The following is a 26,120-nucleotide window of genomic DNA, read 5'->3' as shown; positions in this document are numbered from 1 at the left end:
GTCTCCCCCTTCTACACTATAGTACACTAAAATACCTTGCCTCAGGGTGAGAAAATACCATAGCCGTTACAGACGCTTCTGGCTCCATCATAAATCCTTCTGTTAATGAAATACCTATTTCTTCTGGATGAATTAAGCGAAATAATTTTTCTTGATCAGCAAGTTCTGGGCATGCTGGATAACCAAATGATACGCGTATTCCTCTATATTTTGTACGGAATCTCTCTTCCATCGTCAGTTCAGGTGAATCTGGAATTCCCCAACGATCACGAATGAGCATATGTGTTTTTTCAGCAAGTCCTTCTGCTAATTCAAGTGCTAACGACTGAATCGCATGACTGCGTAAATAATCTCCCTTCGCCTTCCATTCCTCTGCAATATCTCGAACCCCTTCTCCAACGGTAACAGATAAGAAAGCGACATAATCCATCTCATCTCCAATCGGGCGTATATAATCTCCTAAAGTACGGTATGGTGCTTTCCCTTGTCTCGGAAATTCAAATCGCTCTATAATACGTGTGTGATCTTCCGGATCGTATATAATTATATTTTGTCCATCACTTTGCGCCGGGAAAAATTGATACACCGCTTTTGGGCGTAACCAAGATTGTCCTTCTTGTAATAATTCATCAATTAAATCATTTAGCTCATGTGCTCTTTTATCCCCTTCTTGCAAGAGTTTTTTTACGTTTCCTTTTAACCCAAGATGGTGTCCAATTAACATTTGTCTATTTAAAAACGGTGCAAGATGGAGGGCAGGAATATCCCGTAATACAACTCGTTTCGTCGAATCTGGTATCATAACAGTTGCTTTTGGCAACGGCTCAATAATTGCGGGAATTTCTATTTTTTTCTCCTCTTGTTTCACAATATGAAGATGGCGTTCCTTTTTATCTCGCTTCATCTTTTCACGTTCTTCTTCTTTTTGTAATTTGTTAATAATATCAAGACCTGTCATTGCATCACTTGCATAACATACGAGCCCTTTATAAGATGGAGAAATACGATTATCTGTAAATTTCCTCGTTAGTGCTGCACCACCTACAACAATTGGAATATCAATATTCGCTGCTTTTAAATCTTCAGCAGTCGTTACCATTTGTTGCGCTGATTTTACTAACAAACCAGAAAGGCCAATAATATCAGGTTTCTTTTCTTGTACTTCTTGAACAATTCGATCCGAACGAACATTAATTCCTAAATTAATAATTTCATATCCGTTATTTGATAAAATAATTTCAACAAGGTTTTTCCCAATATCATGTACGTCTCCTTTAACAGTCGCTAATAATACTTTCCCTTTTTTTGCACTCTCACTAGATTCCATATGTGGCTCTAAATAACTTACGGCAGCTTTCATACTTTCAGCACTTTGCAATACTTCAGCAACGATAAGCTCATTACCATTAAATAATCGCCCCACCTCATCCATTCCTGTCATAAGCGGCCCGTTAATAATATCCAGAGGTTTTCGTCCTTCTGTAAGCGCGAGACTTAGATCTTCTTGTAGTCCTTGCTTCGTACCTTCTACAATATAATTTGCCAGTCGTTCATCAAGCGTTAGCGTTTCTTGTGTAGCGACTTCTTTCTTTTTGGCAACACGGTAAAAGTTTGTGAATTTTTCTAACGTCTCTTTCGTCGTTTCAAATAATAATGCATCCGCAAGACGTTTTTCTTCCTCTGGAATTAACGCATAGCGTTCTAATTTTTCCGTATTAACAATCGCATAATCTAATCCTGCTTTCGTTGCATGATATAGAAAGACAGAGTTTAATACTTCACGCCCAGCTGGTGGTAAACCAAAAGATATATTACTCACACCTAGAATCGTTAAACATTCTGGTAACGCCTCTTTAATAAGACGAATTCCTTCTATAGTCGCTGCCGCTGAACCTATATATTCTTCATCACCTGTTCCTACAGGAAACACAAGCGCATCAAAAATAATATCAGATGGGCGTATACCATACTTTTTCGTTAGTAATTCATAGCTTCTTTTAGCAATCTCTATCTTTCTTTCTGCACTAACTGCCATACCATCTTCATCAATTGTCCCTACAACTATCGCAGCACCGTATTTCCGAAGAAGGGGTGTCACTTTTTCAAAACGTTCTTCTCCATCCTCTAAATTAATAGAATTGATAACACCTTTTCCTTGAATATAAGTAAGAGCTTTCGCCATAACATTTTCATCTGTTGAATCAATCATAATCGGTACTTTTAACACTTTCGTAACTTCTGCCAAGAATCTTTCCATATCTTCTATTTCATCACGATCAGGGTCTGCCATACAAATATCAATAATATGAGCATTTTTCTTCACTTGCGCTCTTGCCACTTCAGCAGCCTCTTCAAATTTCCCTTCTGCTACTAATCTTTTAAACTTACGCGATCCAATTACATTCGTCCTTTCTCCAACAAATAAAGGCCTCATAGAATCATCGTATTGCAACGCTTCTAGTCCACTAATTCCATGTCCAACCCTTTCATGATGCTCACGAGGATTAATCGAGGCAAGCGCCGATTTCATTACACGTATATGTTCTGGTGTTGTGCCACAACAACCACCAATAATATTAATCCATCCTTCTTCAGCAAAACGTTTTACTTTTTCAGCAAGTGACGCTGGAGATTCGTGATAATGCCCATCTTCATCAGGAAGACCAGCGTTTGGATAACACGAAATATAACACTCCGATAAATCAGATAGGGAACGTATATGTTCCCTCATAAATTCTGGACCAGTAGCACAGTTTAATCCAACCGATAATGGCTTCATATGCTCTACCGATAAATAAAAGGCTTCGATCGTTTGACCCGCTAAAGTCGTTCCCATCGGTTCAATTGTTCCAGAAATCATAATAGGTACTATTTTGTTTAGTTCTTCAAACGCCGATTGAATTCCAATGTACGCAGCTTTCACATTACGCATATCTTGACTCGTTTCAACGAGTAATACATCAACTTCTCCTCTTAATAGTCCTCTCGCTTGCCTTGTATAGGCTTCAATTAACTCTTCAAAAGTCACACCACCTGTAACACTAATCGCTTTCGTCGTTGGTCCCATCGCTCCCGCAACATACACTTCTTTCCCACTTTCTTTAACCGCTTGCTTCGCCAAATGCGCTGCCCTTTCGTTTAACTCTTCATCTAAATGAGACAATGCATAATCACTTAATACAATATTTGTTGCACCAAACGTATTCGTTTCAATAATATCTGCTCCAGCTTCAATGTAGACTTTATGAATATTTAAAATAACATCCGGTCTTGTTTTTACTAAATATTCATTACAACCTTCGTATTCTTCTCCTCCAAAATCTTCCGCTGTTAAGTCTTCTTGCTGGATCATCGTTCCCATTGCACCATCTAATATTAAAATTTCATGTTGTAATCTCTCTTCTATTCGTTTCATCAATTAATACCTTCTTTCACTTCTTGCTTTTCTCTCACATATTTCACGAGATGTTCTGTAATTTCATATTTTAAAAACGGTGTAATAAGATAAATACCGTTAAAGTATTTCATCGCCGCATCGATCAACTCTTGTGAAATACGAATCCCTTCCTCTATGGCTGCCTCTTTCGTTTCATGTCCATCCATTCTTTGTCTTATCTCTTCAGGGAGAGTAATACCCGGCACTTCAAAATGAAGAAAATCTGCGTTCCGCTTACTTACTAACGGCATAATTCCAATAAAGATAGGTTGTTCCAAATGCTTTGTCGCTTCATATACTTCTTCTATTAAAGCAACATCATATATCGGCTGCGTTAAGAAATATTCAGCACCAGCATCAATTTTTCGTTCCATTCGCTTGACCGCTGCTTTTAAATGCCTTACATGAGGATTGAATGCACCTCCGACAGAAAATCTTGTTGCCGGACCAATTGATTTCCCTAAAATAGAGCGACCGTCGTTCATCTCTTTAATCATTTTAATGAGCTCTATCGATGACAAATCATATACAGAAGTTGCACCTGGGAAATCGCCAACGCGCGCTGGATCACCAGTTAAAGCTAGCACTTCCTCCATACCTAATGCTGATAATCCAAGCAAGTGAGACTGTAGTCCAATGACGTTATGGTCTCTACACGTTAAATGCGTTAATACTGGAATATCATGCTTCGTTAATAATGCACCCATAGCCATATTCGAAACGCGAGGAGATGCTAATGAATTATCTGCTAGAGTAATAGCATCCACTCCAGCCCTTTTCAGTGCTCTTGCCCCTTCAAAAAAACGCTGCGTGTCTAACGTTTTCGGTGGATCTAATTCCACTACAACTGTCGTTTGTTTCTTTGCCTTTTCTGCTAGAGTAACATGAGCTCTCGAACGCTTCTCATGTGTATGGACCACTTTAGGCCTTTGAATCGTCTCCTTTGCTATTACAGGTGCAACATTTGCAATAGCACGTTTCATTCCTTCAATATGTTCCGGGGTAGTACCACAACAACCACCTAATAAACGAATACCTTGTTCAATAAATTTCGGTGTCATTTCTTCAAAATACGCTGGACTTCCCTCATATACGTAACGCCCTTCCACATAATTCGGGAGACCTGCATTCGGATATGCTGATAAATAGCCATTTTGAGGAATCGATATCATTTTGAAAGCTTCCGTCATGTGAAGCGGGCCTAGTTGACAGTTCAACCCAACAACATTGGCACCGTAATCTAAAAGCTGTTTTAATATTTCATTGACATCATTCCCATTTTGAGTCGTACCTGCCTCATGTAACGCTAACTGAGCAACAATCGGAATATTCGTTTGTTTACGCAATACTTTAACCGCATGCAATAATTCAAATTCATCATAAAAAGTTTCTAATAGTAATCCATCAACCTGTTCTTCTAGTAAAGCACCTGCCTGCTCAAGTAACATAAATTCTCGCTCTATATCAGTCGTTGTAACAGCACCAATATGTTTCATACCTCCAATTGTCCCTAAAATTGCATTCCGATCTGTTACTGATGCTTTCGCAATATTCACTGCCGCTTTATTAATTTGGACAACTTGATTTTCTAGACCATACATGCGGAGTTTCGCTTCATTCGCACCATACGTATTCGTTTGAATAACATCCGCTCCAGCAGCTACATATTGTTTATGGATCGATATAATTAAGTCCGGATCAGACAAATTCAATTCTTCAAAACTACTTTGTAAACCATGCGAATGTAATAACGTTCCAACCGCACCATCACCTATTACAATTCCTTTTGATAATAAATCTAGTAATTTCACGAATCTCCCTCATTTCTATCAATATAAAAACCCCCTCTTCACTTTGAAGAGGGGGACATAATTGTTCCTCCTCTTATTATGCAAAACACACGTTTTGCAGGTTTTAGCACCGTTTCAAACATTTAGTTTGAAGGTTGCCGGGTTTCACAGGGCCTTTCCCTCCACCGCTCTCAATAAGAGTTTGTCTTTATTATTTTATTTATGTAGCTAAAAGGAAATACGTTCCCCTTTTAACAATGTTTGTTAATTTTTTATAAATTTAGCACGCACTAAAATAAAAGTCAATGACACTTGCGGAAAAATAAAAATTATTTAAAATAAAGTTGCAATTCAATTATCTTTTGTTGTAAAGTTAAAACCATAATAAAATTTCATACGAACATTCTTATCTAGAGAGGTAGAGGGACTGGCCCTTTGACGCCTCAGCAACCATTAACATTCATTCGTTAATAAGGTGCTAATTCCAGCAAATTGTGAAAGATTTGACAGATGAGAAGAAGACTCTATTCAATCCGAAAGCCTTCTTCTTAGAAGGCTTTTTTTATTTTCACTTAGTCGTTCACTTTAAAAAGGGGGAATTTTCACATGTCAACAATCGAAACAAAACTAGCACAAATCGGGAACCGTAGCGAAACTACAACAGGAACGGTTAATCCACCTGTTTATTTCTCAACTGCTTATCGTCACGAAGGAATTGGTAAATCTACTGGATTTGACTATTCAAGAACTGGAAATCCGACTCGCGGCCTTTTAGAACAGGCAATTGCAGACTTAGAAAGCGGTGAGCAAGGGTATGCCTGTAGTTCAGGAATGGCGGCTGTTCTCCTTGTCCTTTCACTATTCCGTTCCGGAGATGAGCTTATCGTATCTGAAGACTTATACGGGGGAACATATCGTCTATTTTCCGAACATGAAGACAAGTGGAATATTCGATGTAGATACGTAGATACACAATCTATTAAACAAATTGAGCAAGCAATCACATCTCAAACGAAGGCTATTTTCATAGAAACACCGACTAATCCATTAATGCAAGTAACTGATATCGTAAGTGTAGCAAGTGTAGCGAAAAGGCACGGACTACTTCTTATTGTAGATAACACGTTCTATACACCTTATATACAGCAACCATTAACAGAAGGTGCAAACATCGTCCTTCATAGCGCAACTAAATATTTAGGCGGTCATAACGATGTACTAAGCGGACTTGTCGTTGCGAAAGGGAAATCTCTTTGCGAGGAGCTTGCTCATTATCATAATGCCTCTGGTGCTGTCTTAAGCCCGTTTGATTCATGGCTATTAATTCGAGGCATGAAGACTTTAGCACTTCGCATGAAACAGCATGAAGAAAACGCTCATGCAATTGTTGCTTATTTAAATGATGAAGATGGTGTGACAGATGTATTTTATCCAGGAAGAGGTGGTATGATTTCATTTCGCCTTCAAGATGAAACTTGGATTAATCCTTTCTTACAATCTTTATCCTTAATTACATTTGCTGAAAGTCTTGGCGGTGTCGAAAGTTTAATGACTTATCCAGCAACGCAAACTCATGCCGATATTCCAGAAGATGTTCGAACAGCACGTGGTGTGTGTAATCGTCTTCTCCGTTTTTCAGTCGGCATCGAAAATAGCAACGACTTAATTCGAGACTTAAAGCAAGCAATTAAACTTGTAAAAGAAGGTGTAAGAATATGAGTTATTCCATAGATACGCTTTTACTGCATAATCAATACAAGCATGACTCACACACAGGAGCTGTTAACGTTCCCATCTATAACACATCAACATTCCATCAGTTTGATGTAGATGCTTTCGGAAAGTATGACTATAGTAGATCTGGAAATCCAACACGTGAAGCTCTTGAAGATATCATTGCTTTATTAGAAGGCGGGACAAAAGGATTTGCCTTTGCATCAGGCATTGCAGCCATTTCTACTGCATTTCTCCTTCTTTCACAAGGTGACCATGTTCTTATTTCAGAAGATGTATATGGAGGTACTTATCGAATTGTTACTGAAGTTCTCTCCCGTTATGGTGTTTCACATACATTTGTTGATATGACCAATGTGGAAGAAGTAAAAGAAAACATAAAACCAAATACGAAGCTCTTTTATGTAGAAACACCTTCTAACCCACTTTTAAAAGTGACAGATATTCGTGCTGTTTCTAATCTTGCAAAATCTATTGGTGCTCTTACTTTTGTTGATAATACATTTTTGACACCACTATTTCAAAAACCGCTTGATCTTGGCGCTGATGTCGTTCTTCATAGCGCTACAAAGTTTATTGCTGGTCATAGCGATGTCACCGCCGGATTAGCTGTCGTAAAAGATGAAGAACTCGCTCAAAAGCTCGGCTTTCTACAAAACGCTTTTGGTGCTATTTTAGGACCGCAAGATTGTTCTCTCGTGCTTCGCGGCATTAAAACATTGCATGTACGTCTCGAACATTCAGCTGCAGGTGCCAACAAAATCGCACATTTTTTACAAGAGCACTCTAAAGTTCAAAATGTCTATTACCCTGGATTACAATCACATCTTGGCTATAGTATTCAACAAACTCAAGCAACATCAGCTGGGGCTGTTTTATCTTTCACCTTACAATCCGAAGATGCACTGCGCCAATTTTTATCAAAAGTTAAACTACCCGTTTTTGCGGTTAGTCTAGGAGCTGTTGAATCTATTCTTTCATATCCAGCAAAAATGTCACATGCAGCTTTATCACAGGAAGCACGTGATGAAAGAGGGATTTCCAATTCATTACTCCGTTTATCGGTTGGCCTTGAAAATGTTAACGATTTAATATCTGATTTCGAAAATGCTCTATCTTATGTCGAAGAACCTATTAATGCATAGAGAGAAAAGAAGATATGAAATTAAGTTTTTATATCTTCTTTTTATGCTGTCTAGCATATTCATTTTAATGTTTCTCTTTCTGTTATAGTCCATAAAAAAATAAAAACGCATTATCTATTTCCAAGTAATGGATTAATTGATATATTAAGAAATAAAAAGGGGTAAAAATAATGGATACTTGTGCAGATATTTTAATCGTTATCGATTTACAAAATGGGGTATGTTATAGCGAAGAGCATTTATTCGATTTACAAAATTTACTTACAAAAGTAAATAAAAGAATTTCTTCATACAGAAAATCAAATAAACCAATCATTTTTGTTCAACATTGTGATGATGATTTGGTACCCGAAAAAGAACTTTGGGCTATTCATACCGATCTAGATGTTCAAGAACAAGATTTTTTTGTAAGAAAAACACATGCAAATTCATTTTATAAAACAAACTTAAAAGAAATTTTAGATCAATTATCTGTACATCATATTGAATTTTGTGGTGCCCAAACAGAGTACTGTATGGATGCTACGATTAAATTTGCCCATGGACTAGGATACGAAAACTTCATGGTACAGAAAACAACCTCTACGTTAAATAATCCATTTATGTCCGCAAAAGAGACAATTAATTTTTATGAAAATATATGGAATCACAGATTTTTAAAATTGATACAAGATGAACTCTAGAATAAATGACTAATAACTTGATCATTCTAAGATTTATCAGCCACATTCAAATATTTCATTATCACCATTATAAAGAAGCTGATCATAATCAGCTTCTTTTCTTTTAACCTGTTATATATTCTATATATAACATTATAATTCCTTTGTCATATTATTTTAAAAATTTTGTATATTCATTTGAAAGAATAAGAAAATCATGATAAAATTGTGTTACGAATATATCTATATCTTTCAATTTTTGAAACGCATCAAAATTTTCACTCAAAAATGTCATTTTACAAAACTGTGCAAATTTATCTATTTTATTTACATCAGGGTCTCTTTTCTTACAATTTCTTTACTTTAGGACTTTTTTTCTGCAACAACTGTTTTCTTTTCTTTGATTTTTTGGTATGTATAGTATGGTATAACAGCTCACACGGAGGTGGAAAAGAACATGTTAGAAACCTTTCAAAAAGAAATAGAACTATATGAAAGCAATGCAGAATTATTGAAAGTGCTTGCTCATCCTGTTCGCTTATGTATTGTAAAGGGATTAATTGAACGTGGCCCAAGCAACGTTTCTACAATGTACACAGGCTTAAACATGCCACAATCTACAATTTCACAGCATTTAGCAAAGTTAAAAAGTGCTAAAATCGTTTCTAGTGAAAGAAAAGGATTGGAAATTTACTACAAAGTAGAAAACGAAACAATTATTCAACTCGTTCGCGTATTATTAGGTTAGGGACCTATAGACAGAGAAAAAGAGTGTATTCTATATTTTTCATCTCATATCTTTAATATAAATATATATCATGAGAGAAAATATATAATGCTACATAATTAAAAGTCGTATTAAAAAACAAGACACAGAAAATACTGTGTCTTGTTTTTTTTCATATTGTTAAATATTGATTCAAAAGTAAATTCTTCATATCTTTTGTGTGTATAACAACATCGAAAGCATTACCTAATCCTCCGTTCAAAATCATAGAGCGAATAGCTCTATTTAGTTTTTGAGTTTCAGAAAAAGGGTTGGTATCTTGATGGCTAGCAAGCTGATCTAATATTCCTGCTGCTAACAAAAACTCTGATTGCTTCCTATGCCATATCGTATTAATTCCTTGTAGCTCAAAATTCATCTTCAACTCATCCCAATGAACATGCGTAGTAAGATCCATTTCTCCTGGATATGCAAGAGGATTACGAATTAGCTTGTGCTTATAATATCCTCTTAAACTTCCTTCACGATGTGCAGGATGCATCCATTCTTCTTTTGTATATCCATAATCAACTGTAATACATATACCTTTCTGAAACCATTTCGCAATCTCTTCTATATACTCTTCCATTGCAATAGGCACTTCAAAGCGCTGTCCCTCAGCAATATGAATGTTATATTTCAATAAGTAACGACCGACTCTTTTCTCTATCGGTCTAAATACTTCTGTAAGGTTTCCTTCATCTGTATACGTGATACGTACTTCATACAAAATTCCATTTCTTTTCTCAACTATCTCAACAGGAAACGCATCAAATAATTCATTCGAAAAAATAGTTCCTTCGAAAGACTCTCCCATTTCAATATAAGATGTATAATACGACACATTATCAAATAAGCAAAGCCTCTCCTGTTGTAGCCTTCTATGAAAAGGGCTCACGTCAATAATTGAATAGTTTAAATTGATAAAGGTTTCCGGAGATAATTGTTTCCATTCTTGTAAAACATCATAGGCAAACTTTCCTGTTCCCCCACCAATCTCACAAATATTTGGAGAAACTTCTCCCTTTTCAACAAGCCGAATAAAAAACTTAGCAAAAGTCTTCGCAAATACAGAAGATACATTGCTACTCGTAAAAAAATCTCCCTGTCTTCCAATTTTTTCACGTTCTCTCATATAATACCCATGTTCCTCTGCATATAATACGAGGTTCATATACGTACTATATGAAATCGAATGATCCTTTTCTTTTCCCATCCATTCTCTTAAATTGAGCTCCATCCCCATAATGACTCCTTATTGTAAAAATGGATTATTTTCTTTTTCAAAACCAATGCTTGTTTCTGGACCGTGTCCACATAGCACCGCTGTTTCATCTGGTAATACAAATAATTTCTCTTCAATACTTCCAATTAATTCAGCAAAACTTCCACCAGGTAAATCCGTTCTTCCAATACTCATTTGGAACAATACATCTCCAGAAAATACAGCATTCGCTTCTTTACTATAAAAAGAAATACTTCCTGGAGAATGTCCTGGTGTCTCAAAAATTTCAAAACTAAAAGAACCAATCGTTAATGTACCCTCTTCGTCAATAATATGATCTGCTGGTTTTGTTGTAATACTGCGGTTCATCATAAAAATTTGCGAGCCATTCACAGTTGCATCGCCTAACCAATCCGCTTCTTCTTTATGTACGTATACAGGAATATGAAAAGCGTCTCTCACCGCATCAACAGCACCGATATGATCGAAATGAGCATGTGTTAATAAAACCGCAAGTGGCTTTAACTGCGCTTCCTGTAAATATGTAACAAGTTTCTCTCCTTCATGACCAGGATCAAAAATAATACACTCATTTTGATCATTCGTTAAAATATAAGCATTTGTTTGTAATGGGCCTAAAGGCATTTGTATCCATTTCATATGAAAATCTCCTCCAGTTATTTAATTTACTTTTAATGATACAACATTTCTTTCTCTTAGGAAAAGAAGGCGTGTCATCTCGACAATCATTTTTAAAACATGTACAATATAAAAGAGTAAATATTCTAAAAACTCATTCTAAGGAATGAGTAGACAGAGGAGGATATTGTATGGGCCTTGTTATTATTTTTACGCTAGTCACTCTGTTAGCTGTATTTGCTACGCTTAGAACACTTCGCGAAAAAAACTTATTCGCGGGCGGCTTCGCTATTGCAACCGTACTTGTTTTCGGATGGTTTACAATCATGACTGTTCTATATAATGGGTACCCACCAACAGCTTAATCCATTTACATTTTTATTCTCCAACAAGATCTTGCATAAAAAGAGGAAGGGGGCCCCTTCCTCTTTTCATTATTCACAACTTATATCATCTTCGCCTCGTATTTGTGCTTTTTTACAAGCCACGCTCCTCCAATTACACCTGCATCATTACCAAGTATTGCAATTGCTAACTTCGTACTCTTTACAGCACGAGAGAAAGCATATTGCTCGAAATAACGTTGAATTGGCTCTAATAGTGAATCTCCAGCTTTAGATACGCCACCACCAATTACGATTTTCTCTGGGTTCAACGTACTAGCAAGGTTCGCTACAGCTAATCCTAAATAAGAAGCTACTTTTTCCACTACTTCACCTGCTAGTTCATCACCTTGTCCAAGCGCTTCAAACACATCTTTTGATGTAATAAGCCCTTCTTCTGCTAACATAGAACGTAAAACACTTTCTTTATCTGTCTCTTGTATTTGTTGCATAGCAACACGTACAATACCTGTTGCAGAGGCTACCGTTTCTAAACAACCCGACTTCCCGCAATTACATGGAAAAGCGTTCTCTGTAACAACTGTAATATGTCCAATCTCACCAGCAGCACCGCTTATACCATGTACAATCTCACCATTGGCGATAACACCACCACCAACACCAGTGCCAAGTGTCATACAAATTAAATCTTTTGCTCCTTCACCAGCACCTTTCCACATTTCACCAAGCGCCGCTAAGTTTGCATCATTATCAATAACAACAGGTAATCCCGTTTCTACTTCTAGTAAATCTTTTAACGGATAGTTTTTCCATCCTAAATTAACCGCTTCATAAATCATTCCAGATGCCACATGTACAGGACCAGGAGCTCCCATACCAATACCAATTAGCTTACTTTTTAATTCACCTAATTCTTCTAACTTTTTATCAATAGCTTTCGCTACATCAAGTGTAATATGTTTTCCTTGTTCATTTGTATTCGTAGGGATTTCCCACTTATGTAAAATTTCACCGTACACATTAATAAATGCTAATTTAATCGTTGTACCACCAAGGTCAACACCAACTAACCATTTCTCTTCCATGTTACGTACCTACCTTTATCTATTTCTTATTTATCTCTTTTTGAATTTCTTGCTTCAACAAAAATAAAGCTGTTTGATAGTCTTGTGGATCGATTAGCTGTGATTGATTTAATTCACGCAATTCATCTTGCATTAATTGTAAATCAGCGATTCGATCACCCGTATAAATAATCGTGCCAAATTTCTTTAGCAATTGCTGAATATCATAAATGGATATCATTTCATCACCCTTTATGCTCACTTACTATAAAAAAATTATAATAAGAAAACGTTCACATATTTTATTATAATCAAGAAGAAAAAGTCTCGTCAATTTTTATTTGTCTATACAAGCCCATTTATAACCATTGTTCCTTTTTCTGTAATAATTTTTTCTACATTTTTATCAAATGGCTCTACCGGAATATGTTTTACAATTTGAAAATCATAAGCTAATGATAGCGTTTTCCCTTTATAGTGCACGAGATAACGATCATAGTAGCCACCGCCATATCCAATCCGTTCTCCTCGGCGTGTATAAGCTACTCCTGGCACGATAAGAAGATCAATTTCACACGCATTCACTTCTTCCGTAAGTGCTGGAATCGGTTCACATAAATTCATATATACTGTTTCTAATTGATTTAAATTACTAATTTGTCGAAAAGACATCGTTCTTGTCCCTTTATTACACTTCGGAACAACAATTTTCTTTCCTTCTTCCCAAGCTTTTTCGATAATCGGATATGTATTCACTTCATGCTCCATCGAGAGAGTGATTCCAATTGTTTTAGCTTCAACCCACTCTTTTTGTCCATACACCGAAACTGCAATTTGTTCCGATAAAGTTGTATACTGTTCTTCAGATAAAGAATTCATGTGTTCTATTATTTGTTTGCGTAAACGTATTTTCTCTTCTTTCACACACTTTTCCTCCTTGCAGTGACACTTTACTCTACGAAGATAGTGTATCACTTTTACGTAGGAATCGCATAAAAAAAAGAAACAGTAGGAAAATATTCCTACTGCTTACTTTGTTTCACGGTGTAACGTAGACTTCTTGTCACGCTTGCAATACTTTTTAAGCTCGATACGCTCAGCGTTGTTACGTTTATTTTTCTTTGAGATATAGTTACGATCTCCGCATTCTGTACATGCTAGAGTAATATTCACACGCATTCTTATTTCCCTCCAGTCACTAATAACTTAAATCAGACTATACTATAATACCACTTTTAAAATAAAAATTCTACACCTTTTGATATTGTCTAATTTTTTCTATAAGATTTTTCATGTTTTCCCTTGCTATTACTGGGTTTCTAGCATGTGAATACACCAAAATTTTTGGTTGTTTTGTATCAGAAACGATATAAGACCACTCTTTTTCGGTATATTTGAACTGTATCCCTTCAAATATACCTTCTTCTTTTCTTTCCATATCGGCCAATAATTTCCTCATTACTTTCCCTTTTTCCTTCCATGAACATACAACTTCATCACAAAGTAGATACAGTGGCGGTGATTGCTCTGCTATGCTAAGTAATGTTTTTCCTTGCAACGCTATTAATTCGAATAATTTTCCAATTCGATATAAAATATCTCGTTTCCATCTTAATTGAAAAAAGTTTTTTTCATTATGCATATAAAAGAGGAGATAACATTCCCCTAATTTCAAAGACATTGGGTAAACATTATCTGCTGATTCGAGTAATAAATCTGGAATATCTACTTCTTCAAAATCAGTTCCTTGGTAAATATTACTGTGAGTGTCATATAATTCGAAGCGATTTCCGTGTTCAGAAAACATAAGCGCCATATTTGCTTTACTCGATTTCATCAGAGCTTTCACATGATCTTTTTGTTCACTCGCGTAAATCCATGTAACTGTGCATCCAAGCCTTTGTAGAAAGATCATAAGTAAATGTTGTAACATATCATTTCTCTTATTAATAAGAAGATGAAACTTCTGTTTTTGTATCGTCTCAATATCAATACGCTCTAACACAGCTTCTACATAATTATTTACAGAAACGTGAACTAGCTTATTTTGCCCCATTTCTTTCTCAGAAGCGTAATAAAACGACTCAGACATATATACTTGTTCTATCGCTTTTTGCTGCTTATACGTTAAAAACGAGCCCTCCTTGCCATACAGTTGTATAACAATCCCTCTTTCGCTTTCCACTTGAACGAAAACTCCACCTGCACATTGCAAATTATGAATGGCATACTGAAAAAGCGACTCATTCATTTCTTTACATTCCATCGTATGAATCCCGCTGCCATGAATGGCATGGAGGAATAAATTTTTAAAGGAAGTTGTTTCTATATTTTCCTGACTTCCAATCAATATACTCTCTCCTTTGGCAAAAAGAGATCCATAAGCCATTGCAACTTTCACAATAAATTGAGGAGTAATTTCAACATTACCCCTTCCTACAATCCGGCTTTTTTGTAACCATCCTGCACTCTTTTCACTCTCTTTAACACCGGCAGAACCTACTATCGAATGACTATCTATCTCCTTATATGGCCATATTTTTCCTTTTTGCTTAATTACTGTACTTTTCCCTATATGACAATGATCCGCTACAATACTTTTTTGAAAAAGTGTAACATCATCTTCGACCATTGTATGATCTCCTATTGTTGTTTCTAACAACTCACAATTTTTCCCTATATGAGAGTTTGCAAAAATGATGCTTTTTTGAAGATGAGAATAACTTGAAACGATACTATTTTTCCCTATAATAGAGTACGGTTCAATTACAGCCCCTGCACCAATCATTGCTCCTTCCCCAATAAAAGAAGGACCATGAATTTTCGTCCCTTTTCCTATCGTTACACCTTCTCCCATCCACACCATTGGTAATACTTCTGTATATGGAATAGGCACCTTCAATTTTTTCGTCAACAAATCGAATTGAGCTTGCCGATATTGATCAAATGTACCAATATCTAGCCAATAGTCTTCTGATAAATATGCAAATAAAGCATTTTTATTTGCCAATAACGGAAACACATCATGACTGAAATCCGAAAATTCCATGGATGGTATGTAAGAAAAGATTTCTGGCTCCATTATATAAATACCTGTATTCACAATATTAGAAACTACCTCATTCCAGCTCGGCTTTTCTATATATCGTATAATTTCTTGTTCTTTATTCATTACAACTAACCCAAATGAAAGTGGGTTTTCTACTTCTTTCACAAACATCGTTACCATTCTCTTCTTCTGTTCATGAAATGCAATTCCTTCTGATAATTGAAAGTCAGTTAGTGCATCCCCACTAATAACAACAAATGTTTCATCTAAAAAACTTTCCGCTTGCTTAATACTCCCTGCTGTTCCAAGCGGAGGAGAATCTTCAAAATAATACAAGTTAACTCCCCACTTACTACCATCACCAAAGTATTGCTTAATGGCAGTACTCATATATTGAACTGTAATTGCAATTTCACGAATACCATGCTGACGTAATAATTCAATATTATATTCAAGAACTGGTTTTTCTAACAATGGTAACATCGGTTTTGGAGTATTACATGTTAATGGTCTAAGGCGTCTCCCTTTTCCTCCAGCTAAAATAACCCCCTTCATATACTTCAGCCTCCACTTATATAATGTTCAAGAACTCCGTATATCATTTACCCCACATTAACTGCAGTAAAAGTCCGGTTTGGTATGATCTAACAATCAGCGAGAGACAGCCCCACTAATTAAAGCCTCACTTTATAAATAAATGTACCTTTTAACTCCCATCAAAAAGAAAGCGCTTACCATTAACTTGGTAAAATAATTAATAAGACGTAACTAACATATATGTACTTATTTTCCCATTAATTATGATACATCTTATCATCATAGACTAAAGGAAACAACGAGCTTTTTTTGTCATGTTTTGACTAAAAAAAGCAGGTGATTTCTCATCACCTACTTTTCCCCCTACTCATTCAATAAATAATGCTTTCCTTTTACTACATAAAATACATTCTCGGCAATATTTGTAACATGGTCTGCTACACGCTCAATATATCTTACAACAAAGGATAGTTGTGTAATTTGTGTAATCGCTTCTGGTTGTCCAGGGATAGATGAAATAAATTCACGAATCGCCTTCCCATAAATTTCATCAACTGAATCATCCATTTCAGCAATTTGTTTAGCAAAAGTTAAATTTTCTTGCTCATATGCTTCTAATGCTAAATTTAACATCTTATGAGCAATCTCAAACATTTCCTCAAGATTATGCAAACTAACAACCACTTCTTTTTCACCAAGACGAATTGTTGATTTCGCAATATTAACAGCATGGTCTGCAATACGTTCTAAATCTGTCGCTGTTTTAATTGAAATGAAAATTCTTCTTAAATCACTTGCTACAGGCTGCTGCTTTGTAATAAGCATAAGCGCAAGGTCATTTATTTCCTCTTCTAAATTATCCATGCGATAATCCCCATCAATGACTTCTAACGCTTTCTCTACATCCCTGTTGTGAAGACCTTCCATAGCAATCAATAAAGCTCCACTTGCTAGCTCACCAAGCTCGATCACCTTTTGCTGTAACGTTTTTAAATCACATTGAAACTGTTCTCTTACCATTGTTTCTTCCCCCTCAATATTATGTGCCCTTTTATATAAATCCCCTACCCAGCCTCTTGTATGTTTATTAAGCCTTAAGAAAAGAGAAATATTACTCCCCTATTTAAAATGAGGTGAAAATGAGAAATGTCCTCTGTTAAGAGGGCATTTACTCTTAGCCTTGCTAGCGATATCAACCAAATCGTCCTGTAATGTAGTCTTCTGTACGCTTATCTGCAGGTGTTGTAAATAATTTGTTCGTATCTGTATATTCCACAACTTCTCCACTTAAGAAGAAAGCAGTTTTATCTGAAATTCGTGCTGCTTGTTGCATGTTGTGCGTTACGATAACAATACTAAAATCTTTCTTTAACTCCTGAATTAATTCTTCTACTTTTGATGTTGAAATTGGATCTAGCGCCGATGTTGGTTCATCCATTAAAATTACGTCTGGCTCAATCGCTAAGCAGCGTGCAATACATAGGCGCTGTTGCTGTCCACCAGATAAACCGTATGCATTATCGTGCAAACGATCTTTTAACTCATCCCAAATAGCTGCTCCGCGTAAGCTTTTCTCAACGATTTCATCAAGTGTTTTTTTGTCACGAACACCATGGATTTTCGGGCCATATGCTACATTTTCATAAATAGATTTTGGGAATGGATTTGGCTTTTGGAACACCATTCCCACATGCGTACGCAATTCTTCAACCGGATATGACTTTTCGAATATGTTTCGTTCTCTATATTCGATAACGCCCGTAGTTCGAACGATAGGCACTAACTCTACCATACGATTTAGTGTTTTTAAGTACGTTGATTTACCACAACCACTTGGACCGATAATCGCTGTTACTTCATTCTCATGAATACTTAAGTTGATATCTTTTAAAGCATGGTCTTCTCCGTACCATAAATTTAAATTTTTCGTATCAAATACTATTTTTTTTGGTGCTGTCTCAATCTTTTTCTCATTTTTCACCTGTACATTTACTACTGTTGCTACCATTTGAATTCCCCTTTCATCCACTTCCAACTTATTTTCGATTTCGTACCCATAAGACAAATATATTTATAAAGAGCAACAATCCTAGCAAAACAATCATCCCAGCTGCTGCTACATACTGAAATTCTTCTTGTGGTCTACTCATCCAATTAAAAATTTGAATTGGTAAAACCGTAAATCTATCAAACATACTGAACGGAACATAATTTGCAAAGGCAAGGGCCCCAATAACTAATAATGGTGCTGCCTCACCAATTGCTCTCGATACCGCTAACGTACATCCCGTTACAATCCCTGGCAAAGCGACTGGCAATACAATTTGATACATCGTTTGCCATTTCGTAGCACCTAATCCGTAAGAAGCCTCTAGTAATGAGCTCGGCACAGTTCTAATCGCTTCTTGACTAGCTACAACAACAGTTGGTAAGACGAGTAAACTCATCGTCAGTGCCGCTGCCATTATGCTCTCTCCTAAATGGAGAGCGTATACGAAAATAGTTAATCCGAGTAAACCAAACACAACGGAAGGTACCCCTGCTAATGTTTGATTATTTAATTCAATTAACTTTTTAAAAACGGACTCCTTCGCATAATGCTCTAAATAAAGAGCTGTTCCGACTCCAAATATAAAAGAGACCGGTATAACAATGCTCATAAATAGTATTGTTCCTGACAAAGCAGCGACAATCCCAGCTTCTTTCGGATTACGTGAGGCGAAGTTTGTAAAGAAATCTATTGAAAGATAACTTATACCTTTTTCAAAAATTTGAAAAAGCAATATAAAAAGTATTACTACTGAAAACAAAATTGCTATATAAAACAAACACTTGTAAATCCGATCCTTTAAAAAACGCGATGCCATATTTTCTTGTATTTTTTTATGGTTTAACATTCGCATATTATGTCACCCTCCTAAAACGGCGCATAATATATTGCGAAATGATATTCATAATAAAAGTAAACATAAATAACGTTGCACCTACAGCATACATGCTGTAATAAGTAATCGTTCCGTGCGGAGCATCACCTAAACTCACTTGTACAATATAGGCTGTTAATGTTTGAATAGAATGAGTCGGATCTATCGATACATTAGGTGTTGATCCAGCTGCAATAACAACAATCATCGTTTCACCAATTGCCCTGGAAGCTGCTAATATAATCGCTGCCATTATGCCCGTAAAAGCCGATGGAAACACCACTTGTTTTACCATCTCAAAACGAGTCGCTCCTAGCGCTAATGAGGCTTCTTTAATTCCTTTTTCTACAGCCCTCATCGCATCTTCAGAGAGAGACGCAATCGTCGGGATCATCATGAACCCTATAACAATACCCGGACTAATAGCATTAAAAAACTGCAAATCTGGTATAACGCGTTGTAAAAGTGGTGTGACAACTGTTAACGCGAAAAAACCATATACAATTGTCGGGATGCCTGCTAGTAGCTCTAACAACGGTTTTAATATTTTCCGAGCGCCATTCAAAGCGTATTCGCTTAAAAACACGGCACAACCTAAACCAATAGGAATTGCTACGAACATGGCAATTGCTGTTACAAGGATTGTTCCACATATAAGTGGTAATATACCGAATTTTGGATCTTCAAAAAAAGGTAACCATTCCTTCTCTGTCAAAAAAGAATACAATGATATCTTTTGAAAAAACATGATTGTTTCATTTGCCAGCGTAATAATAATTCCAAGTGTCGTTACAATGGACACGCTAGCAATGGCTTTTAGTATTAACGGAACAATTCGATTGATTCGCTGCGTTTTTTTTCTTCTATTTGTATTTCTCTCAATCAAATGTTGTACAGAAAATGTAATTTGACTTTTGTCATTATGAGCCAAAGATGAAAACCCCTTTCCACCCTGACATTACCTTTTTATTTCTGTTAACATTCGCAGCTGTTCATTATATTTTTCTTTTGGTAATTTTACATATCCGACCTCTTCAGCAAGGCTTCCAACATGCTTAATCATAAACTCAACATAATTTGCTACATTAATTTTATTTCTGATAGATGCATGATTCACATACGTAAATAGCGGCCTAGATAATGGCTTATACGTACCCGACTGAATGGTCTCTTTCGTTGGAAATACACCATCCACCTGTATTGCTTTTACCTTATCTCGATTGGCCATATAATAAGCATATCCTACAAAAGCAATGGCATTTTTATCATTCATTACCCCTTGCATAATAACTTGATCGTCTTCAGACAAAGAAACCGTTTTTACAAGGCGATTATTTTGTAAGACAACATTTTGGAAATAATCATAAGTACCAGAGTCTACGCCTGGCGCATAAAATTTAACTTGTTCACGAGGCCATGATGAATGAATTTGTGACCATCGTTTCAATCTTCCATTTTCACTCCATAATAGACGTAACTCGTCTATCGTCATATTGTTTACCCACGTATTTTGACGATTCACAACAATCGTTAGACCGTCATAAGCAACCTCAAATGGTGTAAATTGAATGGATTTTTTCTGCATTGCATTTTCTTCTACCGGTTTCATCAATCTCGAAGCATTGTTTATATCTACTTCTCCTTTACTGAAACGATTAAATCCTCCTCCTGTCCCAGAAATACTAATAGAAATTTTCACGTTTGGATGGGCCTTTGTATATTCCTCTGCTACTGCCTCTATAATAGGAAAAACCGTTGAGGATCCATCAACTCTCACTTCTCCCATTTCATTTGTAGCGAATGCAGTAGACATATTAAAACAAAGGAAACATGTCGATAATGTCAAAACTTTAATCGATGCGCTCATCCATTTCACGTGTTCTTCCTCCTAGAAGTAACCGGAAATAACAGGATTACAGATATAAGAATACTGCTAAACTATTAATTCGGTTTTAATTGTTTGTAAAAGTTTTGTAAAGTTCCACAAAAACAACTGTATACACAAACTTTATTTTCACTTTTTTACTTTAGATGCAGGAAATTTTCTAATCATCCATAAAGTGAAACTTTAATCAGTGGGGGTTTTGTTCATCCTCGACTGATTATTAACCCTCACCAATCGGGCGTTTACAGGCAGCAGAGCTCTTCTTTGCTCCAGCTGAATTTTGAGGTGGGAGTTTTACCGCCCTCAAATAGCGGGATAAAACTGCTATCTCCTATCACACAAGACAAACTTAGAGCGTATGCACTAATCTTGTTGTGTTCATCGTTTTTGAAACTACATGTTTTTTCAATATTTTACGCTTGTCCACATTTACTAGACCATATGCATAAAGCATAAAAAAAAGTACACTATCTTTTCAGATAGTGTACTTTTTTTACAACTTTTTTATTCATCATCTTGATTTTTATTTTTTTTCTCTTTTTCATCTTTTGGAGCTTCACCAGTTATTGCTTGTTGTTTCAACTCAAAATAAGCATCCATAATTTCACGACCAATATATCCGTTAATTCCTGTTTTATCATCATGTACCCATGGTACAACAACAGAAAATGCTACTTCTGGATCTTCAAGTGGCGCATAACCTACTAATGTTAAATTATATGTTTCACGACGCTCACCTTTTGCATTTCTACCAATCTCTTTATCTCCGCCATATACAGTTTGAGCTGTACCTGTTTTCCCAGCTGCTTTATATGGTGCGCCTGCAAAGTATTTTGTAGCTGTACCACCTGAATCATTATACACTTGTCTAAATCCTTCTTGAACACGTTTAATTTGCGATTCAGGCATATCAATGCGATTTAATACTTTCGGTTCCATTGATTGAACAACTTTTCCAACTTCCTCTGGCTTCGTAGCTGGCTCGCGGATTTCCTTTACAACTTGCGGTTGCATACGATATCCACCATTCGCAATCGTCGAAATATATTGTGCTAATTGAAGTGGTGTATACGTATCATACTGTCCAATTGATAAATCTAATAAGAAACCTGGTATCTGATCTGTTCTACCTCTTTGTCCAGCCGTTTCATTCGGTAAATCAATGCCAGTTTTTACACCAAGTCCAAATTGACCGAAATAGTAACGCATAGTATCATATGATTTTTGTGGTATATCTAACGTACCGCCTCGCACATATGGAACCCCAGCAATATTCATCGCTGTTTTAAACATATAAACGTTTGAAGACATTTTTAACGCTGTCAGGTCATTAATGTATCCCATCGTTTTCCATGATGATTTTGTTTGTGTACCTTTTAATTTAATTGGTTCATCTAACTGTACAGATCCAGGTTGAATCGCGCCAGTTTGATATCCCGTAAGTACTGTCGCACCTTTTACAGTTGAACCCATCGGATAAGAACTCGTCATCGTTCCTAATGCAAAATCTTCTACTTTCGTTTCGCCGTCTTTATCCACTAATTGTTTCCCCGCCATAGATAAAACTTCACCATTTTTCGGGTTCATCATTACAACGAATGCACGGTCTAAAAGAGGTTCGCTCCCTTTAAATCTCATTAAGTTTTTCTCAAGAATCTCTTCTACGCGCTTCTGTAATTTCATATCGATCGTTAAATTTAGATCGTTACCTCGTTGTCCTTGTGACACATTAATAGTTTCTAAAATATTACCCTCTTTATCTGTAACATTTCTTACTTCAGCTTTTGTACCGTGTAGGCTATCTTCATATTGTTGCTCAAGGTAACTTTTTCCTACGCGATCATTACGATTATAATCACGAACAAGATAGTAATCTAGCCTTTCTCTCGGTAACCCTTCATCAGAAGAAGTTACACCACCAAGTACACTTCGGAACATATCGTCATACTTATATTTTCGCTCCCAGTCAACATTTGTATCTACGCCTGGTAATTTCGCTAAATTTTCACTAATAATCGCGTATTCTTCTTCTGTTGCACCTTTTTTAACGATTTGCGGCGTCATTGCATATCCGCTTTCCATCTTGCTTTTGATCGCCAATATTTCTAAATCTTTTGCTGACAATTGATTAATCTCTTCTTCTGTTACACGATTTCGTTGACGTTCATCTAGTTCTTTATCTTCAATTTTATTCGCTTTAAAATCTTCACGATCTTTTTTTGTGATTTTTGCTTCTGCTTCTTCTTTATGTAAAGCAAGCCAATAATCTTTCTTATCGCGATCTGTTAACTTATCTGTTGGGACTTCAATTAAATCTGCTAACTTTTTCGCCGTTTCTAAGCGATCTGCTGCAGTTGATCCCTTCATTTTTGTAAATGTAATTGTACGAATAGGCTCATTATCTACGACCGCTTCTCCATTACGATCAAATATTTTCCCGCGTGGTACAGGATTGCTTATCGTTGAATTTTCTTTTTTCTCAACTTCATTTTTATATTCCTCGCCACGAACAATTTGTACGTATCCAAGCCTTACAATAACCGCGGAGAACATTAAAAACACGCAAAAAAACAACACGTTTAACCGAAAGGGAACGTGGGTTTTTTTCTTTGTCTGGTTCTTTTTCTGCTTCTTGCTCATACAAACCCCCTCTACCAACAGCTATGTAATGTGAAAGGGACACCTTCATACAGGTGCCCTCACTGCTGTCTTACATCTTTTTCTATTCTAGCATAAAACAAACGATAAGTTAACCTTCTGGTTCAGTTTGATTCTGTGCGCTCCCTTGCGCTACAACACTGGTTTTGTTCACATTCCCCTCATCATATTTGACATTTTTAACTGCAAAATAAATAAGGAAATGTCCAGCTCCTAAAATACATAGTAAGAAAGGTAAACTTTTTTCAGGCGGAAAAAATATGACAGCACATAAAAAACTTAAAATGGAACAAATTCTTCCAGCATTTAACCATAATTCCCTGACCACTATATATTCTACACGCCATTCTCTCGCCTGTTTTGCTCTACCAATTACATCGTATGTCATGGAGCCGTACGGAACGAGTAAAATAGGATATGCAACCGCAATACATGCTGCATAAATAAGTAATTTCGTATATGTAACATTAAAAATAACTAAAAATACAACCGCGTATAAAATAATACCGCCAAGTAAAATTGCTTTTTTTCGCCATTCTTTCTTTAACATACGAGCAACTAAATAATAGCATACAAATGATACTGCAGAATTCACTAAACTATATTTCCCTAGTGCTAACTCGCTACCAGATGCTAAATAGACATATACCGAAATAACGAAAATAAACGTTCCCTCTCTCAAACCTTGGAAGAAATGAGCGCGCGTAATTCTTCCCCAGTTTTCATCAACTTGCCGCTCTTTCAATACTTGCACAATTTCATAGCGTCCTTCACATTCCCTCTTCGATAAAAAAAAGCTTAGAACGACTGCAACCGCAAATAGCATTAACGAGAGGAAGAAAACGACAGTATAACCACTCCATTTTTCCATACGTGAAATTGTATATCCTGCTGCTATCGGTCCAATCATTCCAGAGAACGATGTAAGAAGTCCTAGAAAACCGTTAAAAAAATCTCTTGTTTCTGGTTCTGTAATCTCAAATGTTAACAAGTTAAAAGCGAGCCAATAAAAACCATAACCAACTCCTAAAAGGGCTCCCATTAATAAAATATAGTGAGATGCACTTTTTCCCGCTACTAAAACGACGATAAAAAAAACAGCTAACGTGCCTACACCGATTCTCAATAAAATCGAGCGATCAATACGTTTCGCTAATTTCCCGCCCACAAGAAATGTTAGAGGCTGCAATACAACGCTGGCCAAATTATACAAGCCCAGATTCACATAATTTTGTGTTTGCTTCCATAAATAAATGTTTACAAACGTATTCGATAAAGAAATTGCGAGCGTGTATAAACCTCCTATAACGAGCAATAATACTAAATCCCGATTCACTTCAACATCACCGATTACATGTTTCCACTTCATACACAACTCTCCTTTACTTCATGTTCTAGTCTTCCAAAAACAAGCTCAATTATGTAAAAGGAGAACATAGAAAAAAGCTAGGAGAAAACCCCCTAGCTTTTTTCTAGCTGTATTAACTTTAATTATTTTGCTTCTTGGTAAAGTTTTTCAGCAACGTTCCAATCTACAACGTTCCAGAATGCACCGATGTAGTCAGGACGACGGTTTTGGTAATTTAAGTAGTAAGCATGCTCCCAAACATCTAAACCGATAACTGGAGTTTTACCTTCAGTTAGAGGAGAATCTTGGTTTGGAGTGCTTGTTACTTCTAACTCACCATTGTTTACTACTAACCAAGCCCAACCAGAACCGAAGCGAGTTGCGCCAGCTTTTGCGAATTCTGCTTTGAATGCATCGAAGCTACCGAATTTCGCTTCAATCGCAGTTGCAAGTTCGCCTACTGGTTGTCCCCCGCCGTTTGGAGATAGGATTGTCCAGAAGAATGTATGGTTAGCATGTCCGCCACCATTGTTACGTACTGCTGTACGGATTGCTTCAGGTACTTCGTTTAAGTTTGCAACTAATTCTTCAACGCTTTTGTCAGCTAATTCTGCATGACCTTCTAAAGCAGCGTTTAAGTTTGTAATATACGTGTTGTGATGTTTTGTATGATGGATGTTCATTGTTTCTTTATCAAAGTGAGGTTCTAAAGCATCATACGCATAAGGTAAATTTGGTAATTCGTGTTTTGCCATTGTTATATTCCTCCCGGTTTATGTATTGTCACTACATATGTGACCTACAACTTCATTCTACCCTAATTGCCATAGGGTGCAAACAAATAAATCGCTTTGTCTTGCTATCATTAAAGTAGCAAAATTCCCACTTCTTTTCAATTAAAATGCTCATATATT

Annotated in this window: 22 protein-coding genes and 2 riboswitches; of the genes, 5 read left to right on the top strand and 17 right to left on the bottom strand. The window is 36.3% G+C overall.

What is annotated here, in order from left to right; all coding sequences use genetic code 11:
- Window positions 1-16: 16 nt before the first annotated feature.
- Window positions 17-3,415, bottom strand: a complete 3,399-nt coding sequence (metH, locus tag B5P42_RS11360; protein WP_113734220.1) for a methionine synthase — start codon at window positions 3,413-3,415, stop codon at window positions 17-19.
- On the bottom strand, window positions 3,415-5,247 hold the full coding sequence (locus B5P42_RS11355) for a bifunctional homocysteine S-methyltransferase/methylenetetrahydrofolate reductase (protein ID WP_113734219.1): 1,833 nt from the start codon (window positions 5,245-5,247) through the stop codon (window positions 3,415-3,417). Before B5P42_RS11355 ends, metH begins: the two co-directional genes overlap by 1 nt.
- A 70-nt stretch (window positions 5,248-5,317) precedes the next feature.
- A riboswitch (SAM riboswitch) is annotated at window positions 5,318-5,427 on the bottom strand.
- 202 nt (window positions 5,428-5,629) lie between these two features.
- A riboswitch (SAM riboswitch) is annotated at window positions 5,630-5,743 on the top strand.
- Between the two features lie 89 nt (window positions 5,744-5,832).
- Here B5P42_RS11355 and metI point away from each other — a divergent pair.
- The 4 genes from metI to B5P42_RS11335 all read left to right on the top strand — a co-directional run bounded on the left by metI (window position 5,833) and on the right by B5P42_RS11335 (window position 9,515).
- A complete protein-coding gene (gene metI / locus B5P42_RS11350; protein ID WP_016120810.1) occupies window positions 5,833-6,945 on the top strand; it encodes a cystathionine gamma-synthase/O-acetylhomoserine thiolyase in 1,113 nt (370 codons plus the stop codon).
- Window positions 6,942-8,105, top strand: a complete 1,164-nt coding sequence (gene metC, locus B5P42_RS11345) for a cystathionine beta-lyase (RefSeq protein ID WP_113734218.1) — start codon at window positions 6,942-6,944, stop codon at window positions 8,103-8,105. Before metI ends, metC begins: the two co-directional genes overlap by 4 nt.
- Before the next feature lie 170 nt (window positions 8,106-8,275).
- Entirely contained in the window at window positions 8,276-8,788 is a 513-nt protein-coding gene (locus B5P42_RS11340) for a cysteine hydrolase family protein (RefSeq protein ID WP_113734217.1), read from the top strand.
- Between the two features lie 436 nt (window positions 8,789-9,224).
- A complete protein-coding gene (locus B5P42_RS11335; protein WP_000894375.1) occupies window positions 9,225-9,515 on the top strand; it encodes an ArsR/SmtB family transcription factor in 291 nt (96 codons plus the stop codon).
- Between the two features lie 151 nt (window positions 9,516-9,666).
- On the opposite strand, the gene B5P42_RS11330 is transcribed toward B5P42_RS11335, so the two are convergent.
- Both B5P42_RS11330 and B5P42_RS11325 read right to left on the bottom strand, forming a co-directional pair.
- Window positions 9,667-10,779 (bottom strand): class I SAM-dependent methyltransferase, encoded by a 1,113-nt coding sequence (locus B5P42_RS11330; RefSeq protein WP_113734216.1) that lies wholly within the window; start codon window positions 10,777-10,779, stop codon window positions 9,667-9,669.
- A 9-nt stretch (window positions 10,780-10,788) separates the two neighbouring features.
- Window positions 10,789-11,418 (bottom strand): MBL fold metallo-hydrolase, encoded by a 630-nt coding sequence (locus B5P42_RS11325; protein WP_113734215.1) that lies wholly within the window; start codon window positions 11,416-11,418, stop codon window positions 10,789-10,791.
- A 170-nt stretch (window positions 11,419-11,588) separates the two neighbouring features.
- On the opposite strand from B5P42_RS11325, the gene B5P42_RS11320 reads away from it, so the two are divergent.
- The gene (locus B5P42_RS11320; protein WP_002015138.1) at window positions 11,589-11,762 is read left to right on the top strand and encodes a DUF2759 domain-containing protein; all 174 of its coding nucleotides are present in this window, start codon (window positions 11,589-11,591) and stop codon (window positions 11,760-11,762) included.
- 80 nt (window positions 11,763-11,842) lie between these two features.
- On the opposite strand, the gene glcK is transcribed toward B5P42_RS11320, so the two are convergent.
- The 13 genes from glcK to sodA all read right to left on the bottom strand — a co-directional run bounded on the left by glcK (window position 11,843) and on the right by sodA (window position 25,961).
- The gene (gene glcK, locus B5P42_RS11315; RefSeq protein WP_002088641.1) at window positions 11,843-12,826 is read right to left on the bottom strand and encodes a glucokinase; all 984 of its coding nucleotides are present in this window, start codon (window positions 12,824-12,826) and stop codon (window positions 11,843-11,845) included.
- A 19-nt stretch (window positions 12,827-12,845) separates the two neighbouring features.
- Window positions 12,846-13,046 (bottom strand): YqgQ family protein, encoded by a 201-nt coding sequence (locus tag B5P42_RS11310; protein ID WP_002015140.1) that lies wholly within the window; start codon window positions 13,044-13,046, stop codon window positions 12,846-12,848.
- Window positions 13,047-13,150: 104 nt separating this feature from the next.
- Window positions 13,151-13,729: a 5-formyltetrahydrofolate cyclo-ligase gene (locus tag B5P42_RS11305; RefSeq protein WP_113734214.1), complete on the bottom strand. Its 579-nt coding sequence runs from the start codon at window positions 13,727-13,729 to the stop codon at window positions 13,151-13,153.
- A gap of 105 nt (window positions 13,730-13,834) precedes the next feature.
- Window positions 13,835-13,984: a 50S ribosomal protein L33 gene (gene rpmG / locus B5P42_RS11300; protein WP_001265616.1), complete on the bottom strand. Its 150-nt coding sequence runs from the start codon at window positions 13,982-13,984 to the stop codon at window positions 13,835-13,837.
- A gap of 70 nt (window positions 13,985-14,054) precedes the next feature.
- A complete protein-coding gene (locus tag B5P42_RS11295) occupies window positions 14,055-16,409 on the bottom strand; it encodes a sugar phosphate nucleotidyltransferase (RefSeq protein ID WP_113734213.1) in 2,355 nt (784 codons plus the stop codon).
- 345 nt (window positions 16,410-16,754) lie between these two features.
- A complete protein-coding gene (gene phoU / locus B5P42_RS11290; RefSeq protein ID WP_113734212.1) occupies window positions 16,755-17,411 on the bottom strand; it encodes a phosphate signaling complex protein PhoU in 657 nt (218 codons plus the stop codon).
- 172 nt (window positions 17,412-17,583) lie between these two features.
- Entirely contained in the window at window positions 17,584-18,399 is an 816-nt protein-coding gene (pstB, locus tag B5P42_RS11285) for a phosphate ABC transporter ATP-binding protein (RefSeq protein ID WP_088034255.1), read from the bottom strand.
- Between the two features lie 28 nt (window positions 18,400-18,427).
- Window positions 18,428-19,294, bottom strand: a complete 867-nt coding sequence (gene pstA, locus B5P42_RS11280) for a phosphate ABC transporter permease PstA (protein ID WP_113734211.1) — start codon at window positions 19,292-19,294, stop codon at window positions 18,428-18,430.
- Window position 19,295: 1 nt separating this feature from the next.
- The gene (gene pstC, locus B5P42_RS11275; RefSeq protein ID WP_113734210.1) at window positions 19,296-20,246 is read right to left on the bottom strand and encodes a phosphate ABC transporter permease subunit PstC; all 951 of its coding nucleotides are present in this window, start codon (window positions 20,244-20,246) and stop codon (window positions 19,296-19,298) included.
- A 27-nt stretch (window positions 20,247-20,273) separates the two neighbouring features.
- The gene (locus tag B5P42_RS11270) at window positions 20,274-21,191 is read right to left on the bottom strand and encodes a PstS family phosphate ABC transporter substrate-binding protein (protein ID WP_002138359.1); all 918 of its coding nucleotides are present in this window, start codon (window positions 21,189-21,191) and stop codon (window positions 20,274-20,276) included.
- A gap of 513 nt (window positions 21,192-21,704) precedes the next feature.
- The gene (locus B5P42_RS11265) at window positions 21,705-23,840 is read right to left on the bottom strand and encodes a peptidoglycan D,D-transpeptidase FtsI family protein (protein WP_113734209.1); all 2,136 of its coding nucleotides are present in this window, start codon (window positions 23,838-23,840) and stop codon (window positions 21,705-21,707) included.
- Between the two features lie 109 nt (window positions 23,841-23,949).
- Window positions 23,950-25,227, bottom strand: coding sequence for an MFS transporter (locus B5P42_RS11260; RefSeq protein WP_113734208.1), 1,278 nt, complete (start codon window positions 25,225-25,227; stop codon window positions 23,950-23,952).
- A gap of 122 nt (window positions 25,228-25,349) precedes the next feature.
- Window positions 25,350-25,961, bottom strand: coding sequence for a superoxide dismutase [Mn] (sodA, locus tag B5P42_RS11255; RefSeq protein ID WP_001052029.1), 612 nt, complete (start codon window positions 25,959-25,961; stop codon window positions 25,350-25,352).
- Between the last annotated feature and the right edge of the window lie 159 nt (window positions 25,962-26,120).

Source organism: Bacillus sp. SRB_331 (genome assembly GCF_003264175.1).
In the GTDB taxonomy this organism is placed as follows: Bacteria; Bacillota; Bacilli; order Bacillales; family Bacillaceae_G; genus Bacillus_A; species Bacillus_A mycoides.
This window is presented reverse-complemented; position numbering and strand designations above follow the sequence as displayed.